Consider the following 16024-nt stretch of genomic DNA (forward strand, 5'->3'; position numbering starts at 1 on the left):
AGGGGTTTATCTAACCCCCTTCTTCTTTGAAGCTGTTTCGTAAACTCTTCAGGCAAACGTTTATTTACGGCCTGGCCACCGTGTTGCCACGGATGTTGTCGTTCCTGCTGGTGCCCCTCTACACCGAGGTGATGCCGCCCGGGGGATACGGGGAAATTACGCTGATTTTCACCTTTTTTGCCATCTTCAACGTAATCCTGGCCTACGGGATGGAAACGGCCTTTTTCCGCTTTTACAGCAAGGAGGACGACAAGGAGCGGGTCTTGTCCACTTCCCTGCTCTCCATCGGCGGGTCCACGCTCCTGTTCTTTATCCTCGGTGTCCTGATGCGCGAGCCGTTGGCCGGGCTGATGAACATTGAGGTGAACTATTTCTGGTACTTTATCATCATCCTCTCCCTGGATGCGCTGGTGATTGTGCCTTTTGCCCGGTTGCGCGCCCAGGAGTCCCCGGGGATCTACGCAATGGTTAAGATCGCCAATGTCACCACGAACATCGTATTGAACCTGTTTTTCCTCCTGGCGCTGCCCAGGCTGGCGGAAAGCGAGACGGAAGGCATCTGGTCCGCGTTGTACGTGCCGGATTTCCAGATCAATTATATCCTGATTGCCAACACGGTGGCCAGCGGCCTCACCCTCCTGATTCTCAGCGGGAACTACCGGCATATGCGCCTGGCTTTTGACCGCGCCCTCTGGAGGCGGATGCTCGCCTACGGGCTGCCCGTGATGGTGGCCGGCATGGCCTTTACCATCAATGAGGTCTTTGACAAGTACCTGCTCTCGGAACTGTTGCCGCTCACCCCGGAGGAAGCCAAGGCGGAAGTGGGCAAGTACGCGGCATGCTACAAACTCGCCATGTTTATGACGCTATTTGCCACCGCTTTCCGACTCGGGATCGAGCCGTTTTTCTTCAGCCATGCCACTTCGGAAAACCCAAAACGCGCCTATGCGCAGATCACCAATTACTTCGTTGTCCTGGGAAGCGTCATCCTGCTGGCCGTGGTGGTCTTTGCGGACGTGCTCAAAGTCCTCTTCGTAAGGGATGCTGCCTACTGGGAGGCCATGGAGGTGGTACCGATTGTGCTGCTCGGGAGCTTTTGCCTGGGAATCTACCACAACCTCTCGGTCTGGTATAAGGTCACGGACCGCACCCGGTTCGGGGCCGTGATCTCCCTGGTGGGCGCCGTACTCACCATCGCCATCAACGTGGTCTTTATCCCGGAATACGGGTATACCGCTTCGGCCTGGGCCACCCTGGCCGCCTACGGCACGATGATGGTCCTCTCCTACCTGCTGGGGAAACGGTATTACCCGATCCCCTACAACATGCGGAAAATCGCCTTCTACCTGGGTATTTCCATCGGTTTTTCGGCCCTGTCCTTTTACGTATTTAACAGGAACTTATATATCGGCCTGGGGTTACTTTTAGTATTTTTGGGGATGCTCTACCGGCTTGAAAAAGAATTGTTGCTCAAACTGATACGCGGGAAATGAAGGTAAAGATCATCAACCGGTCCGGGCGGCCCCTGCCGGCCTATCAGACCGAAGGTGCCGCAGGGATGGACCTGCGGGCCTGCCTGGAGGGGCCCGTCACGCTCGGCCCCCTGGAGCGGGCCGTGATCAAAACCGGCCTGTTTATGGAATTGCCCCTGGGGTACGAGGCCCAGGTCCGGCCCCGGAGCGGCCTGGCAGCCAAACAGGGCATCGGGGTGTTGAACAGCCCGGGAACCATCGATGCGGATTACCGGGGAGAGATTGGTGTGATTCTTGTGAACCTTTCCAATGACCCCGTCACCGTTTCGGACGGAGACCGGATTGCGCAGATGGTGATTGCCAGGCACGAACGGGCCGAATGGGTGGAGGTAGAAGCGCTGAATGAATCGGTACGCGGGGCTGGAGGCTTTGGCAGTACCGGCAAGAAATGACGATGAAATTACTGGTTCCAATTCCGAATGCCATCCGGGTGTTGCCCGTGTGCTGGTGCCTCTTGGCAGGCGCCCAGGAGGAGGGCAGTGCCGACGTATTCCTGGAGTCCTACTCGGACGCCTTCCAGGAGACGTTTTTTCGGGCCCTGAGGGAAAAGGGAATCGAAAATTACGACCGGGCCGAAGCCTTGCTGCTGGAATGCAAGCAGCTGGACCCCCTGACCCCGGTTCTGGACCACGAGCTCGCCAAGGTCCTGATCCGGCAGGAGCAATACCCGGCTGCCGAGCAGTACGCCCTCACGGCTGTCCGGGCGGAACCTGCGGAATACTGGTATCTTCACACGTTGATGGAGGCCCTCGGGCCCCAATACAAACAACCTGCGGAACTGCGCGACTTCCTGCCGATGGATATGCCGGAATTCCGGATCAACCTGGCCCGGTGGTACCTGGAACAACAGGACGGGGAACAGGTTTTGGAACAGCTCCGGGGGCTGGAGGATACCGACGAGGTCCTGGCACTCCGCCAACAGGCCCGGCAGCTGGAACCGGAATCGGCACAAACTCCCGATGCCGCAACCCCGGGGGCCGATTCAGAAAGTGAAACCCAAGCGGCCGATTCACAACCGGATCCACCGGCAGAGGAAGGATCTGTTCCGTTATATATGAAACAACTCGAGGCGCTGCTCGTCTCAGAATCGTGGGGCGAGGCTGAGGAGCTTGGATCGGAGGCGATAGAAACCTATCCCCTGCAGCCCTTTTTTTATTTTGCGAAGGGACGCGGGCTGCTGGGACTTGGCCGGCCTGCTGAGGCCGTGTCGGTTCTGGAATCCGGGGAGGAATTCCTGCTGGAAAGCGGGGAGCTCGCCCGGCGGATCTACACGGCGCTGGCAGATGCGCATACCGCCCTGGGCAACATGGAAAAGGCCGGGGAGTACCGGGCTAAAAGTAAAAACGGATCGCAGTGATGCAACAGTTAAAAACATGGATCGTAATCCTTTCCGCAGCGTGGCTGGCAACCGGCTGCGGGGCGCGGAAATTGACGGCCACAGGCGAGGTGGACTCCCGGATGACCGCAAAGAACGTGGTCCGGTACCACATGTCCGGCACGCCGGATTTCAAGACCCTGAGCGGCCGGCTGGCCATCGACTATTCGGACGCCGAAAACAACCAGAGCGTTACGGTGAGCCTGCGGATGAAGCGCGATGAGGTGATCTGGCTGAGCGCCCCCCTGGGGGTGGTTAAAGTGTTGATCACGCCGAACCGGGTTTCCTATTACAACAAACTCCAGAACGAATTTTTCGACGGGGATTTTACCTATATCCGCAACCTGCTGGGATCGGAGATCGATTTCAATAACCTCCAGAACCTCCTCCTGGGCCAGGCGGTCCACGACCTGCGCGGCCAGAAATACCACCTGTCCGTAGACGGGGAGGTGTATGAATTGAAACCGGAGGCAAACCCGTGGATCTACAAACTGCTCTACGAAATTGAGCCTCGGAATTTTCGCCTGGCCTCCCAGCAGCTTTCCCAACCCGAATTCAAGCGGTTGATGCACGTGAGATACCCGAGCTATCAGGAAGTGGATGGCCGGATTGTTCCCGAACGGCTTTATATTGCGGCCATTGAAAAGGAGGAGCGGGTAACGATCGGGATCACCTACCGACAGGTGGAATTGAACCGGGAACTGAATTTTCCATATAAAATACCAAAAGGTTTTAATCAGATATCGGCCAAGTGATCCGACCATTCATGGCTTTGCGGTTTCCTCTAGCGCTGTTTCTGGCGTTTCTGGCCGGGCAGGGCGCCTATGCCCAGGAGGGTGAACAGGAGGCCCTGGAAGCCAAAAAGGAGCAGCTCGAAGAAGAGATCCGGGAGATCAACCGGTTGTTGTTATCCGAGCGGAAGCAGAAGGGGAGCGTCCTGGACCAGATGGAGGCCCTGGACCAGAAGATCAGCCGGCAGCAGCAGCTCATTCGTATTACCAACCAGCAGTCCAACCTGCTCAACCGGCGGATTAACGCGAATATCCGGAATATCAGCAAGCTTCGCGAAGACCTGGAGGCCCTCAAGACGGATTATGCCGCCATGATCCAAAAATCCTACCGGAACCGGTCCAAACAGAACCGGTTGTTGTTTTTGCTCTCCTCCGAATCCTGGTACCAGGCCTTCAAGCGGTTACAATACATGAAACAATACACCCAGTTCCGGAAGGAACAGGGGGAGGAAATCCAGGAAAAAACGGAAGAGCTCGTCGTCATGAACCAGAACCTCTCTGCCCAGCGAAAGGAAAAAGAGGAATTGATTGCTGCCAACCGACGGGTCAGGGACCAGCTCATGGCCGAAATCCAAAACCAGAAAGGCTTGTTGCAGACCATTCGCCAAAACGAGAGCGCCTATGCGGCGGAGATTGAATCCAAACGCCGGGAGGCCCGGGAAATCGAGCGGGAAATCGATCGGCTGATCCGCTCGGCCATCGCGGCTTCCAACCGGGACAGCGGCTCGGGGAATACCTCGAGCAGCCGGTTTGCGCTTACGCCGGAAGCCACGCTTATCGCCAGCAATTTTTCCGCCAATAAAGGCAACCTGATCTGGCCCGTGGAGAAAGGGGTGAAGAAACAGGGCTTCGGGATCTATCAGGATGCGGTTTACCCCGGGATCAAACACCAGAGCAACGGGGTGATCATTGCCACAGACGAGGGTGCCCGGGCCCGGGCGGTTTTTGAAGGGGAGGTGATTGCCATCCTGGCCGTCCCGGGGGGCAACAAGGGGGTCCAGGTAAAACACGGGAATTATATCAGCACCTATTACAACCTCTCGGAACTCTATGTGAAGAAGGGGGACAAGGTACAGGTGAAAGATGAACTCGGCGAGATACATACCAATCGGTCTAACGGCTTGACGCAATTGAAATTCTACCTGTACCGGGACGCTACGCGCCTGAATCCGGAGGATTGGATCTATCGCCTATAAAATATAACGATGAGTACAATTACAGACATACAAGGAACATTTGAACTGAATAACGGGGTGCAGATGCCCTACCTCGGGCTGGGGGTTTACCAGGCTGAAGAAGGCGGGGAGGTGGAACGGGCCGTGCAATGGGCCCTGGAAGCCGGCTACCGGCATATCGATACGGCGCGGGCTTATGGGAACGAGGCCGGGGTTGGGAAAGCCCTCCGGGAGAGCGGCGTGGACCGGGAAGAGGTGTTTGTCACCAGCAAGGTCTGGAATTCCGACCAGGGCTATGAGAGCACCCTGAAGGCTTTTGACAGCACCATGGACGACCTGGGCCTCGATTACCTGGACCTGTACCTGGTCCACTGGCCGGTGGAGGGGAAATACAAGGATACCTGGCGGGCACTCGAACACCTCTACGATACGGGCCGGGTACGGGCCATCGGCGTCAGCAATTTCCTGCAACACCACCTGGAGGACCTGCTGGCCGACGCCGAAGTAATCCCGGCGGTAGACCAGCTCGAATTCCACCCCTACCTGGTACAACAGCCTTTACAGGATTATTGCCAGGCCAAAAAGATACAATATGAGGCCTGGTCCCCGCTCATGCAGGGGGAGATCTTCAAATTGCCCGAAATGGAGGCCATGGCGGACTCCTATGGAAAGAGTATCGCCCAGGTGGTATTGCGGTGGGACTTGCAGAAAGGCGTGGTGACCATCCCGAAATCCTCTAAGAAGGAGCGGATCCGGGCCAATGCAGACCTGTTCGATTTTGAATTATCCGAAGAAGATGTGGCCAAACTCGACGCCATGGACCGCGGGCACCGCTTTGGCCCGGACCCGGACAACTTCGACTTTTAGGCCAGTCGCACCGCGGCCAGGGCTCCTATTCCACAGGGATACCCCGAAGACGCTCCCCGGGATCGCGGCAGGTTTCCCGTTGCTTTTCTGTTAAGATTCCAGAAACAACGCCTTGAGTTCGGTGGCATCCGCGGGTTTCATCTTGCCCGCGAGGACCAGGCTGAGTTGTTTCCGCCGGAGGGCTGCCTCGTACCGTTGCTTTTCCAGTTCGGTCTCGGGTTCCAGGGGCGGAACTTCCGTGGGGATGCCCGTGTCGTCTACCGCGACAAAGGTGTAAATCGCCTCGTTCGCTTTATCCCGTTCCCCGCTGAACCGATCTTCAATCCACACATCGATAAAAACTTCCATGGACGTGCGGAAGGTGCGGGAAATCGCCGCTTCCACCGTTACCACGCTCCCCAGGGGGATGGAGCGGTTGAAGGCCACGTGGTTCACCGAGGCCGTTACGGTGATCCGCCGGCTGTGCCGCCTGGCGGCAATGCTCGCAGCCCGATCCATCCGGGCGAGCAATTCGCCCCCGAAGAGGTTGTTGAGCGGGTTGGTCTCGCTGGGCAGCACCAGATCCGTCATCACGGTCCGTGAATCGCTGGGAGTTTTTGGTTTCATGGATAAAAATTTCGGCAAAGATACAATTCCGGGAGCAGGGACACCTATTTTTCGGAGAGTAGCCAGGCATCGGCCGATACTTCCCGCTTAATCCGGCGGAGCGCTTCCAGGGCGCGCTGCGGGTCGCTGAAGGAGCCGCAGGATACCTGGTGGAGGCCAAAGGCATTCACTCCGTGGTATCGGGCCTCAAAGCCGCGGTTGCGCAACTGGCTGATTTTTTTGTCGGCATTCCCCCGTACGCGGAAGGCCCCCGCAATGATATGGTGGGAAGCCTTTGGGGATTCGGTTACCACGTCCAGGGTAATGGAAGGGAGCTCCAGGGGCTGGGACCCGAAGAAAGTGGCTTCCTGGATGTGGCGGGAGACTTCCTCCCGGGCGGCGGCGCGCACCAGGTCGCCGGAAGCATTTTGGTTTCTGTAGAAACCGTAGCCGGAAATACCGGCCGTAATGGCGAGCAGGACAATGGCTGCGTATTTAAGGAACGGCCGGATGCCGGCCGAATCGCGCGACTCCGGGGTAAAGGAAAAGGGGATCCGCTCTTCCAGTTCCGCAACCTCCTCCTTCAGGGCTTCCCGGGTTACCGGCGTGGCAATCAGGGAGCTCAGCCCAAAGGAAGTGGTCAGGTAATTGTTCGTGTCAGCCGGCTGGAAAAAGACCTTATTCTCGCTGTTCAGCCGGAACGTCCCCAGGGCCTCCAGGGTAAATTTCTTTTCCCGGCGGAGTGCTTCCAGCCAGGATTGCGCCTCCTGTTCCACCCATTCCAGGGCTTCTTCGTAGGATATTTTCTCGGCCTGCGCCACGTGGGATACCAACAGGCCGTCATTGGTGCGCAATTGGGCATTGAAGGACAATACCTTGGAAGGCGGGTGGAAGGTATTGCTTTCTTTTTGCAGGTAGGCAGATTTAATTTGCGTCAGGAACGCCCCGAATCCAGGCACTACCACGCATTGGTAGCGGTAGAGCAGCGATTCGATATGTCTGGCGGTATCCATAGAGACAAAGATGCTAAAATTTAACATTTACACCAACGGGAGCCGCTACCTTTTTATCAACTTTTTCTCCTGGCAAGTTGTGAACTATTCTTTTAAATGGTTGAAAAAGAGCTAATTGCACTGATCCGGTTACAGCTTATTCCGGGATTGGGCCCCATTGGAGCCCGAAATCTGATAGCCATATGCGGCAGTCCCTCCGCGGTTTTCTCCCAGACGAAAATGCTGGCTGGCAACGGCTTACGGCACAACCTGGTAAGCAGCCTGGAGGAGGAAGCCTACCTGCGGAGGGCGCAGGCGGAGCTACGATTTGCGGAAAAGCGGGGTGCCCGCTGCCTGGGCTGCCTGGATCCGGATTACCCGGCCGGGTTGCGGGAATGTGCGGACAGCCCGCTGGTGCTCTATACCCGCGGCAGGATCAATTTCGGGAGGCACCCCCTGGTTTCCGTAGTCGGAACCCGGAGTATGACCGGATACGGTAGGGAAACCTGTGAGGCCTTTATTGCCGGTATTGCCCCGGCCAACCCCATAATTATCAGTGGTTTTGCTTATGGCATTGACATATGTGCGCAAAGTACCGCCATGCGCTACGGTTTACAGACCATCGCTGTGATGGCCCATGGCCTGGACAGTCTCTACCCGGCATCCCACCGAAAGTACCGGGATGCCCTTGTTGCAAACGGGGGCTTTTTGACCGAATTTCCCAGCGGCACCCCCGCTGAGCCCGGCCATTTCCTCCGGCGGAACCGCGTGATTGCCGGAATGAGCCCGGCAACCGTCGTGGTGGAATCCGGGGAACGGGGCGGGAGCCTGGTAACCGCAGACCTGGCCTTTGGTTACGACCGGGAGGTATTTGCCTTCCCCGGGAGGGCGTCCGACCCGCAAAGTGCCGGGTGCAACGCCCTGATTCGTACCCAGAAGGCGCAATTGCTCACCAATGCGCGGGAATTCCTGCAAGCCATGGACTGGGAAGAAGCACAATCCCCGGAAACAAAGGGAAGCGGGGGGCTTGTGGACGCCGGAAGCCTCAGCAATACGAGAAACCCTGTGGAAACCGGAAATTTCAGGGAAACGAAAAATCCTGCGGAAACCGGAAATCCCGGAGAGAAAGGGGGGCTTCCCAATCCAAATCGGGCTGTGAACCCCGTACCGGGCGACCTGGATCCTACGGAAAACACCCTGGCCCGTTGCCTGGCGGAATCCGGGTGCATGCACCTGGACGAAGTGGCCGTTCGGTGCCAACTTGGGGTGTCCGAAGCGGTTTCGGGCCTTTTCAACCTCGAAATGCGCGGATTGGTGCGCTCTTTGCCCGGAAAATTGTTTCGGTGGGGAGCGTAAAAAACAAACCACCGGGTCGGTTACCGCCCCGGCAAGTTGTTTTCCGGAGGCGTATCGGGAAGTTTGTCGGCGGCAAGCGGCATTTGATCCGATCCATTCAGAGAGGGGTGGATCGATGAAAGGGCACGTTTCCGACTACCCGGTCGGTTCCTTCATTTTGGGCCCGGAAACGGAAGGGTTAATACCCGAGCTTTTCCCGGACGCGCTGCAGCACGCCATCGGCCACCTTAGCGGCCTTTTGGGCGCCTTTTTCCAGCGCTTCCTCGACTTCCCCGGGATGCTGTTTGTAGTATTCAAAACGTTCGCGGGCCTCCCCGAAGACCTCCCGGATACACTCATACAGGGCCTGCTTGGCATGGCCGTACCCGTAATTGCCGCCCTCGTAGTTGGCGCGCATCTCCTCTGTCTGTTCTGGGGTAGCAAGGATTTTATAGAGGGCAAAAACCGTATCGGAATCCGGGTCTTTGGGCTCCTCCAGGGGAGTGCTGTCCGTGACGATGCCCATAATTTGCTTCCGCAGGGCTTTGTCCGGCTGGAAAATATCGATCAGGTTGCCCCTGCTCTTGCTCATTTTCTGCCCATCCGTCCCCGGAATGTACATGGTATTTTCGTGCAGCCGGGCCTCGGGCATCACAAAGGTTTCCCCCAGTTGGGCGTGGAAACGGGACGCCACGTCCCGGGTCATCTCCAAATGCTGCAACTGGTCCTTGCCTACGGGTACCAGGTCGGCGTCGTAGAGCAGGATGTCCGCCGCCATAAGCATCGGGTAAGTAAAAAGCCCCGCGTTTACATCTTCCAGCCTGTCGGCCTTGTCCTTGAAGGAGTGGGCCAGGGTCAGGCGCTGGTAGGGGAAAAAGCAGCTCAGGTACCAGGCGAGTTCCGTAACCTGGGGGACGTCGCTTTGGCGATAGAATACCGTTTTCTCGATGTCCAGGCCAAACGCGAGCCAGGTTGCAGCCGTGGCAAGGGTGTTGCCCCGCAGGGTGTCCCCATCTTTGATCTGGGTCAGGGAATGCATGTTTGCGATAAACAGGAAGGAGTCGTTTTCAGGACGTCCCGCCATTTCGATGGCCGGCCGGATGGCTCCTAAAATATTCCCGAGGTGGGGGGTCCCGGTACTCTGAATCCCGGTGAGAATCCTTGGCATAGCGTCATTCTTTGCTTCTATGCGCAAATGTAGGCTGGCAATTCGCCTTGTGCAAGCCCCGCCGGGGCAAAATGCCTATTTTTGGAAGCATGACGACCCTGCTCCGCATGATGGCCCAAGCCCTATGGAGGGTGTGGTTCTACATCCTGGTAGCCCTGCCCATCCTGGTGTTTTTCCCGATTTTGCTGTTATTTACGCTATCTCCCCGCACCTATCCCCAGTTTTTCTGGATGGCCCGGAACCTCTGGGCCCCGGTAATCCTTTACGGGATGGGGTGCCCTCCCGTCATCCGGTACGACCAGCGGCCTGTCCGGGGGAAGAGCTATATGCTGGTTGCCAACCACACGAGCATGCTGGATATCATGTTTATGCTGCGGGTCAGCCGGAATCCCTTTGTTTTTGTGGGCAAGAAGGAATTGGTCCGCATCCCGGTGTTCGGGTTTTTTTACAAACGGGTGTGCATCATGGTAGACCGGGAAGACAGCCGGAGCCGGACCGGGGTGTACCGCAGGGCACAGAGCCGGATTCGCAACGGGCTGAGCATCTGCATTTTCCCGGAGGGAGGTGTCCCGGACGAAACCGTGGAACTCGACGCGTTCAAGGACGGGGCGTTTAAAATGGCCATTGCGCATGGGATCCCGATTGTCCCGGTGGTTTTTTACAATTCAAAGAAACGATTTCCATTCCGGTTTTTTGCGGGTTCCCCCGGCCGCCTCAGGGCCCGGGTACTCGCATTCACGGAAACCACTGAACTTACCGAAAAAGACAAGGCGGGGCTCCGGGAGTCGGTCCGTGACAGGATCCTCGCGCAACTCAGGCAGGGCCCGTCCGCAGTTTAGAAGCGATACCGGATCCCGCTATACACCCCTACCGAATAGGGCTGGAAATTCCCGGCCGTATTGGAAAAGGTATTCAGGTGGTATTTAAACATCGGTTGCACCTCCAATTGCAGCTCCCGGTTCAGATTGTAAAAGACGCCCAAGCCCAGGTTTGTGCTGAAACTGACCGAATTCATGTTGGTGGCCTCCCCGATCTGGGTCGTGGCTCCGTCCGAATCCAGGCTTACTGAGTTGTCCATCAGGAAAAGCGAACTCATCCCGCCTACCAGGTTCACCCCGAGCTTCTTATCTACCAATCGGTATTCCATTTCAACGGGGACCTCAAGGTATCCAAACTCCTGCAGCATCCGGCCTTCACGTGCCGGGGTTTGCGCATTTACATCTGCCGTGGTGTTGTCCATGGCCGGGGTGCCGTTCCGCGCGGTGCTCTCCACCACCACGGTTCGGGCATTTTCGGAATAACTGATGGTGCGGATCAGGGAAGCGGAGGAGGGACCCGAAAGGGTGGATGTAAATGCCACCTGGTTGGTATTGTAACCGAAATCTACCCGGTTAAGGCCCGAACGGAGGCTCAGCCGGTCCGTTACCGCGTATCCCACGGAGACTCCATAGCTGAAATTCATCGTCCCGGACTTGCTGTTAGACACAAAATTCTGTGATATGGGCGAACCATCCCCAAAGGAATTGTAATAAACCGGTGCCAGGGAAGTACCCAACGTCCAGCGCTTCCCTCCTTCATCTGTCCGGGTTTTCGGCACTCCGTCTTCCGCTGCATTCGCTTCAGCAATCGCTTCGAGCAGCGATTGACGTTCCTTTTCCGGTGCGGCTTCTCCCTCCGGCGCCGGTTCCCGTCCGGTAACGGCATCCCGTCCGGTAGCGGCATCCCGTCCGGCTTCGTTTTCGGTGCGCGCTGCGACAGCCTCTTCAGAGGGAAGCCCCACGCTGCCCCCAGTTGTATTTTCCCGGGAATCGCCCCCTTTTCGGGAATCACCCTCCTTGAGCGAGGCACCATCATTGCGGGAGGCGGACTCGTTGCGGGACGAGCCCTGAGTGTCCCGAGCAGCCAAAGCACCGGTATTTTCCAGGGAAGCGTTCGCATCATTCGTCCCGGTAAGGCGATCCTGCTCATTTTGCGCCTCCCCGGCTGGAGGATTCCCAGGCTGTGAGGTCACGACAGGCTGGGATTCCATGCCGGGTTGGGATTCGATACCAGGTTGGGAATCCATGCCGGGCTGCCCGTTCGGTTCCGTTTGCCCGGGGGATTCCGTTTGTCCGGGGGATTCCGATTGCCCAGGAGATTCCGTTTCCCCGGGGGATTCCGATTGCCCAGGAGATTCCGTTTCCCCGGGGGGGGCCGTCTGCGTATCAGTCACCGGCGTGGAATCGAAAAGCACAGCCGGATCATCCGGCCGGAACAGGAACAAACCGAGCAGCAGCACGGCAGCGGCCCCGCCCAGGGTCCACCATATCGGTACTGCCCGACGCTTTTTTTTGCGGTCCAGGGAATCGCTGATGCGTTTCCACACACGGGGGTCGGGCTCCCGGGCATAGTTCCCGAGCTTCTCCCTGTAAAGGTCGTCTGTGTTTTCTGGTTCCATGTGTCTTGTGTTAGGCGATGTTGATTTTTGTATTCTTTATCCGGTCCCTCAGGATGGCCCGTGCCCGGGCCAGGTTCGATTTGGAGGTGCCTTCCGATGTGCCCAGGGACTCGCTGATTTCCTTGTGGGAATAGCCGTCCAGGACATACAGGTTAAAGGTGATCCGGTATTTTTCCGGGAGTTCCTGCACAAATTGCAGCAGCGTCCCCAGGGACAATTCCTCTCCCGTCCCGGTCCCGGGCTCCGGGTCCCCGTCCGGGTCCGGCGTTTCTGCCACCAGGCTCAGGGGTTCCTTTTTCCGGTATTTTTGCAGCACGGTATTCACCGTTATCCGCTTGAGCCAGCCCTCAAAAGAACCCTTGTCCCGGAACTGGTGGATCTTCTCAAATACAGTCATAAAGCTGTCGTGCAAATTGTCCTCGGCTTCCGTTTTGTTGCGGGAATACTTCAGACAAATGCCAAAAAGCACGGCGGAATAGGTCCGGTATAACTCCTCCTGGGCCGCTCGGTTTCCTTTCTTACATTTCCTTATGAGCTCTTTTTGGGTCAAAATGTCGGTTCGGTTACACAGGAAGCGCTGAATGCGGGAATCAGTTAATATACGGGTACTTCCACCTCGATGAATTGGGCGGTTCCGGATTCATCCCGGCCGGAATAAAACCGGAAAAGATAGGGCTGGGAGTACAGGCAGGTGAATTCAAAACTGGCGGTTACCAACTCGGCGTCCCCGGAGCAGTCCTCTTCGGGAAATTCCGCTCCGATCGCCACCACGCGACGCGTGGTGCTGCCTTCCGACTGAACGTCGAACCCCTCAAAGGAAGTGCACCCGTTGGGCCGGACAAAAGACACCCCGATTTCATAGGTTTCATTCAGTTGGAAAGACTCCGGGACATCCACCTCTGAGATCTCCAGGGTGACAAAGTGGTAGCTCATGCCGTCGTCACTGACGTCGCAGGCCGAAAACAGGAGTACCAACAGGAATACAGGCAGCCCTTTCCAAAAGCGCTTCATATGCATCATCTTTAACTATTCCTCGTCCCTAAGATGACCCCGGCGCCCAAAGGTTGCTTGCCCGATACGGTAAATTAAAGGGTTTACGCCTTGATTGCCTTGATGGCCTCTTTGATTTTCTCCTCGAGTTCCTCCAGGAGTTCCGGGTTGTCCTTGAGCAGGATCTTCACGGCATCCCGACCCTGTCCGAGCTTCGTGTCCCCGTAGCTGAACCAGGAGCCGCTTTTCTGGATAATCTCGTAGTCCACTCCGATATCCAGGATTTCGCCCACCTTGGAGATGCCTTCCCCGTACATGATGTCGAATTCCACCGTGCGGAAGGGCGGGGCCACTTTGTTCTTGACTACTTTCACCCGGGTCTTGTTCCCCTGTACATCCCCGTCCGTATTCTTAATCTGAGTGGAGCGGCGGATATCCAGGCGTACGGAGCTGTAAAATTTCAGGGCATTCCCCCCGGTGGTGGTTTCCGGGTTTCCGAACATCACCCCGATCTTTTCCCGGAGCTGGTTGATAAAGATCACCGTACAGTGCGTCTTGCTGATGGAAGCTGTAAGTTTCCGGAGGGCCTGGGACATGAGCCGGGCGTGCAGCCCAACCTTGGAGTCGCCCATTTCCCCTTCGATCTCGCTTTTGGGCGTCAGTGCCGCGACGGAATCTACCACAATAATGTCGATGGCGCCGCTGCGGATCAGGTTATCGGCAATTTCCAGCGCCTGTTCCCCGTGATCCGGCTGGGAGATAATCAGGTTGTCGATGTCCACCCCGAGGTTTTTGGCGTAAAACCGGTCGAACGCGTGCTCTGCGTCGATAAAGGCGGCGATGCCCCCGGCTTTTTGCGCCTCGGCAATGGCATGCAGGGTCAGCGTGGTTTTTCCCGAGGATTCCGGGCCGTAGATTTCCACCACGCGCCCCCTGGGGTACCCGCCCACTCCGAGCGCGACATCCAGGCCTAGGGAACCAGACGGGATTACTTCAACATCCTGTGCCACATCGTCCCCCATCTTCATGACCGTGCCCTTTCCATAGGTCTTGTCGAGTTTGTCCAGGGTGAGTTTCAGGGCCTTTAATTTGGCGTCTTTTTCGCTGCTCATGAGTGTGTTCGAATTTCTAAGTGGGAGGCTAAATTACCATTTCTTTTCCGAGTTTCACAATGCGGGAAGCAACCTTTTTGGCAATGCTGTATCTAGTAGGTGAATCCACATGAGAAGCCCGCAATTTAATGCGGGTTACCGCAACGGCATTTCACTGAATTGCTATGAAGAAGAAGGAAAATGTTTTGCGGTCCCAAAGGCCCTGTTCGCAAGAACAGGGCTTTTTTTTTGGAACGAGTTTGAGCTATACACTTTGGCTACAAAATGTCCTTTTGAATTTGTTTCTTGTCTTTTTCTCCCCACGTAGCGCTGCTATGCGGCTCAAAAAAGCCGTCGCCCATGTAGCCTTCCGCGGGACTCGGAAAGCCTGCCTGCAAATCGAAACTTTTCCCTAAATTTGCACCCTCGATTTCTTTGACCCTTCCCGGGAAGACGCGGGCGGGGGGTAACCTGCAAAAACGTATAGCATGCAACTGTACAACACGCTGAGTGCCAAAGAAAGGGAAGCGCTTATTGACGAGGCCGGACAGGACCGCCTCACCATCTCTTTCTACAAGTACGCCCACATTGGCAACCCGGGCCTTTTCCGGGACTATCTGTTCATCCATTGGGACGCCCTGGAAGTCCTCGGCCGGATCTACGTGGCCCGGGAGGGGATCAACGCGCAGCTCTCCGTGCCGGCCGTAAATTTCGCAGCCTTCAAGGAACACCTGGACAGCATTACCTTCCTGGAAGGGGTGCGGCTCAACATCGCCATCGAACAGGACAACAAATCCTTCCTGAAACTCAAGATCAAGGTGCGCCCGAAGATCGTGGCCGACGGCCTGGACGACGGCAGTTTTGACGTTACCAACAAGGGGGTGCACGTGGATGCGCGCCGGTTTAACGAGCTCATCGAAGACCCGGAGGCCATTGTGGTGGATATGCGGAACCACTACGAGAGCGAGATCGGGCATTTTGAGAATGCGATTACCCCGGACGTGGATACTTTCCGCGATTCCCTGGACCTGATCGAAGAACAGCTCCACGACCACAAGGAAGACAAAAAGCTCGTCATGTACTGCACGGGCGGGATCCGCTGTGAAAAGGCAAGTGCGTATTACAAGCACAAAGGTTTTAAACAGGTCTACCAGCTGGAGGGGGGCATCATCGAATACACCCGCCAGGTTCAGAAGGAGTCCCTGGAGAACAAATTCCACGGCAAGAACTTTGTCTTCGACAACCGCCGGGGCGAACGGATTACCGATGAGGTCATCGCCCGGTGCCACCAGTGCGGGGAACCGGCGGACACCCATACCAATTGCGCCAACGAAGGCTGCCACCTGCTCTTTATACAGTGCGATGCCTGTGCCGCGGAGATGGATGGCTGCTGCAGCGATGCCTGCAAGGACATCGTCGCCCTGCCGCCGGAGGAGCGCAAAAAACTGCGCAAGGGGAAATCCAACAGCAACCGCATCTTTAAAAAGGGCCGTTCGGAGGTACTTACCTACAAGCGGCAGGTGCCCGACCCCTTCAGCCCGGTCGCCGGGGATAAAGACCCGGCCGGAGCCTCCTGACCGGCCCTGAACCTGCACCCCCGACGGGAATGCAGGGATGCCGGGCGGTTACCGCTCCGGCGTATTGGGCCGTTCGCTATCGTGCTAAAATTATCCTATCTTTACGTTT

Annotated in this window: 16 protein-coding genes; 9 read left to right on the forward strand and 7 right to left on the reverse strand. The window is 56.9% G+C overall.

Annotation, left to right across the window (positions count from 1 at the left end; genetic code table 11):
* Positions 1 to 26: 26 nt before the first annotated feature.
* From AC3DKS_RS10855 to AC3DKS_RS10880, 6 genes are read left to right on the forward strand one after another with little or no spacing between them, the layout of a single operon-like run.
* Positions 27 to 1493 (forward strand): lipopolysaccharide biosynthesis protein, encoded by a 1467-nt coding sequence (locus AC3DKS_RS10855; RefSeq protein WP_272606913.1) that lies wholly within the window; start codon positions 27 to 29, stop codon positions 1491 to 1493.
* A complete protein-coding gene (gene dut, locus AC3DKS_RS10860) occupies positions 1490 to 1924 on the forward strand; it encodes a dUTP diphosphatase (RefSeq protein WP_015753290.1) in 435 nt (144 codons plus the stop codon). Before AC3DKS_RS10855 ends, dut begins: the two co-directional genes overlap by 4 nt.
* Before the next feature lie 2 nt (positions 1925 to 1926).
* Positions 1927 to 2889, forward strand: coding sequence for a tetratricopeptide repeat protein (locus AC3DKS_RS10865; RefSeq protein WP_272606912.1), 963 nt, complete (start codon positions 1927 to 1929; stop codon positions 2887 to 2889).
* Complete coding sequence (lolB1, locus tag AC3DKS_RS10870) at positions 2889 to 3662, forward strand: lipoprotein insertase outer membrane protein LolB1 (protein ID WP_015753288.1); 774 nt, start codon at positions 2889 to 2891, stop codon at positions 3660 to 3662. Before AC3DKS_RS10865 ends, lolB1 begins: the two co-directional genes overlap by 1 nt.
* 11 nt (positions 3663 to 3673) lie before the next feature.
* The gene (locus tag AC3DKS_RS10875; RefSeq protein ID WP_431170889.1) at positions 3674 to 4894 is read left to right on the forward strand and encodes a murein hydrolase activator EnvC family protein; all 1221 of its coding nucleotides are present in this window, start codon (positions 3674 to 3676) and stop codon (positions 4892 to 4894) included.
* 9 nt (positions 4895 to 4903) lie between these two features.
* Positions 4904 to 5740, forward strand: coding sequence for an aldo/keto reductase (locus AC3DKS_RS10880; RefSeq protein ID WP_015753286.1), 837 nt, complete (start codon positions 4904 to 4906; stop codon positions 5738 to 5740).
* 90 nt (positions 5741 to 5830) lie between these two features.
* Here the strand turns inward: AC3DKS_RS10880 and AC3DKS_RS10885 are convergent, their stop codons facing one another.
* Both AC3DKS_RS10885 and AC3DKS_RS10890 read right to left on the reverse strand, forming a co-directional pair.
* Positions 5831 to 6346, reverse strand: coding sequence for an acyl-CoA thioesterase (locus tag AC3DKS_RS10885; protein ID WP_041326929.1), 516 nt, complete (start codon positions 6344 to 6346; stop codon positions 5831 to 5833).
* Between the two features lie 44 nt (positions 6347 to 6390).
* Positions 6391 to 7338 carry an HU domain-containing protein gene (locus tag AC3DKS_RS10890; protein WP_272606910.1) on the reverse strand — a complete coding sequence of 316 codons (948 nt, stop codon included), beginning with the start codon at positions 7336 to 7338 and terminating at the stop codon, positions 6391 to 6393.
* Positions 7339 to 7434: 96 nt separating this feature from the next.
* On the opposite strand from AC3DKS_RS10890, the gene dprA reads away from it, so the two are divergent.
* The gene (dprA, locus tag AC3DKS_RS10895) at positions 7435 to 8673 is read left to right on the forward strand and encodes a DNA-processing protein DprA (protein WP_272606909.1); all 1239 of its coding nucleotides are present in this window, start codon (positions 7435 to 7437) and stop codon (positions 8671 to 8673) included.
* A 178-nt stretch (positions 8674 to 8851) separates the two neighbouring features.
* On the opposite strand, the gene trpS is transcribed toward dprA, so the two are convergent.
* Positions 8852 to 9820 (reverse strand): tryptophan--tRNA ligase, encoded by a 969-nt coding sequence (gene trpS, locus AC3DKS_RS10900; RefSeq protein WP_015753281.1) that lies wholly within the window; start codon positions 9818 to 9820, stop codon positions 8852 to 8854.
* Positions 9821 to 9909: 89 nt separating this feature from the next.
* Here trpS and AC3DKS_RS10905 point away from each other — a divergent pair, with 89 nt between their 5' ends.
* Positions 9910 to 10659: a lysophospholipid acyltransferase family protein gene (locus AC3DKS_RS10905; protein ID WP_272606908.1), complete on the forward strand. Its 750-nt coding sequence runs from the start codon at positions 9910 to 9912 to the stop codon at positions 10657 to 10659.
* On the opposite strand, the gene AC3DKS_RS10910 is transcribed toward AC3DKS_RS10905, so the two are convergent.
* The 4 genes from AC3DKS_RS10910 to recA all read right to left on the reverse strand — a co-directional run bounded on the left by AC3DKS_RS10910 (position 10656) and on the right by recA (position 14359).
* Positions 10656 to 12257, reverse strand: a complete 1602-nt coding sequence (locus AC3DKS_RS10910; RefSeq protein WP_272606907.1) for an outer membrane beta-barrel protein — start codon at positions 12255 to 12257, stop codon at positions 10656 to 10658. The genes AC3DKS_RS10905 and AC3DKS_RS10910 overlap by 4 nt on opposite strands.
* 10 nt (positions 12258 to 12267) lie before the next feature.
* Positions 12268 to 12807: an RNA polymerase sigma factor gene (locus AC3DKS_RS10915; RefSeq protein WP_272606906.1), complete on the reverse strand. Its 540-nt coding sequence runs from the start codon at positions 12805 to 12807 to the stop codon at positions 12268 to 12270.
* A gap of 44 nt (positions 12808 to 12851) precedes the next feature.
* Positions 12852 to 13268 (reverse strand): hypothetical protein, encoded by a 417-nt coding sequence (locus AC3DKS_RS10920; RefSeq protein WP_272606905.1) that lies wholly within the window; start codon positions 13266 to 13268, stop codon positions 12852 to 12854.
* Between the two features lie 83 nt (positions 13269 to 13351).
* Entirely contained in the window at positions 13352 to 14359 is a 1008-nt protein-coding gene (gene recA, locus AC3DKS_RS10925) for a recombinase RecA (protein ID WP_015753276.1), read from the reverse strand.
* Between the two features lie 467 nt (positions 14360 to 14826).
* Between recA and trhO the strand changes: the two genes are divergently transcribed.
* Positions 14827 to 15915: an oxygen-dependent tRNA uridine(34) hydroxylase TrhO gene (trhO, locus tag AC3DKS_RS10930; protein ID WP_272606904.1), complete on the forward strand. Its 1089-nt coding sequence runs from the start codon at positions 14827 to 14829 to the stop codon at positions 15913 to 15915.
* Positions 15916 to 16024 lie beyond the last annotated feature (109 nt).

Source organism: Robiginitalea sp. (genome assembly GCF_982776155.1).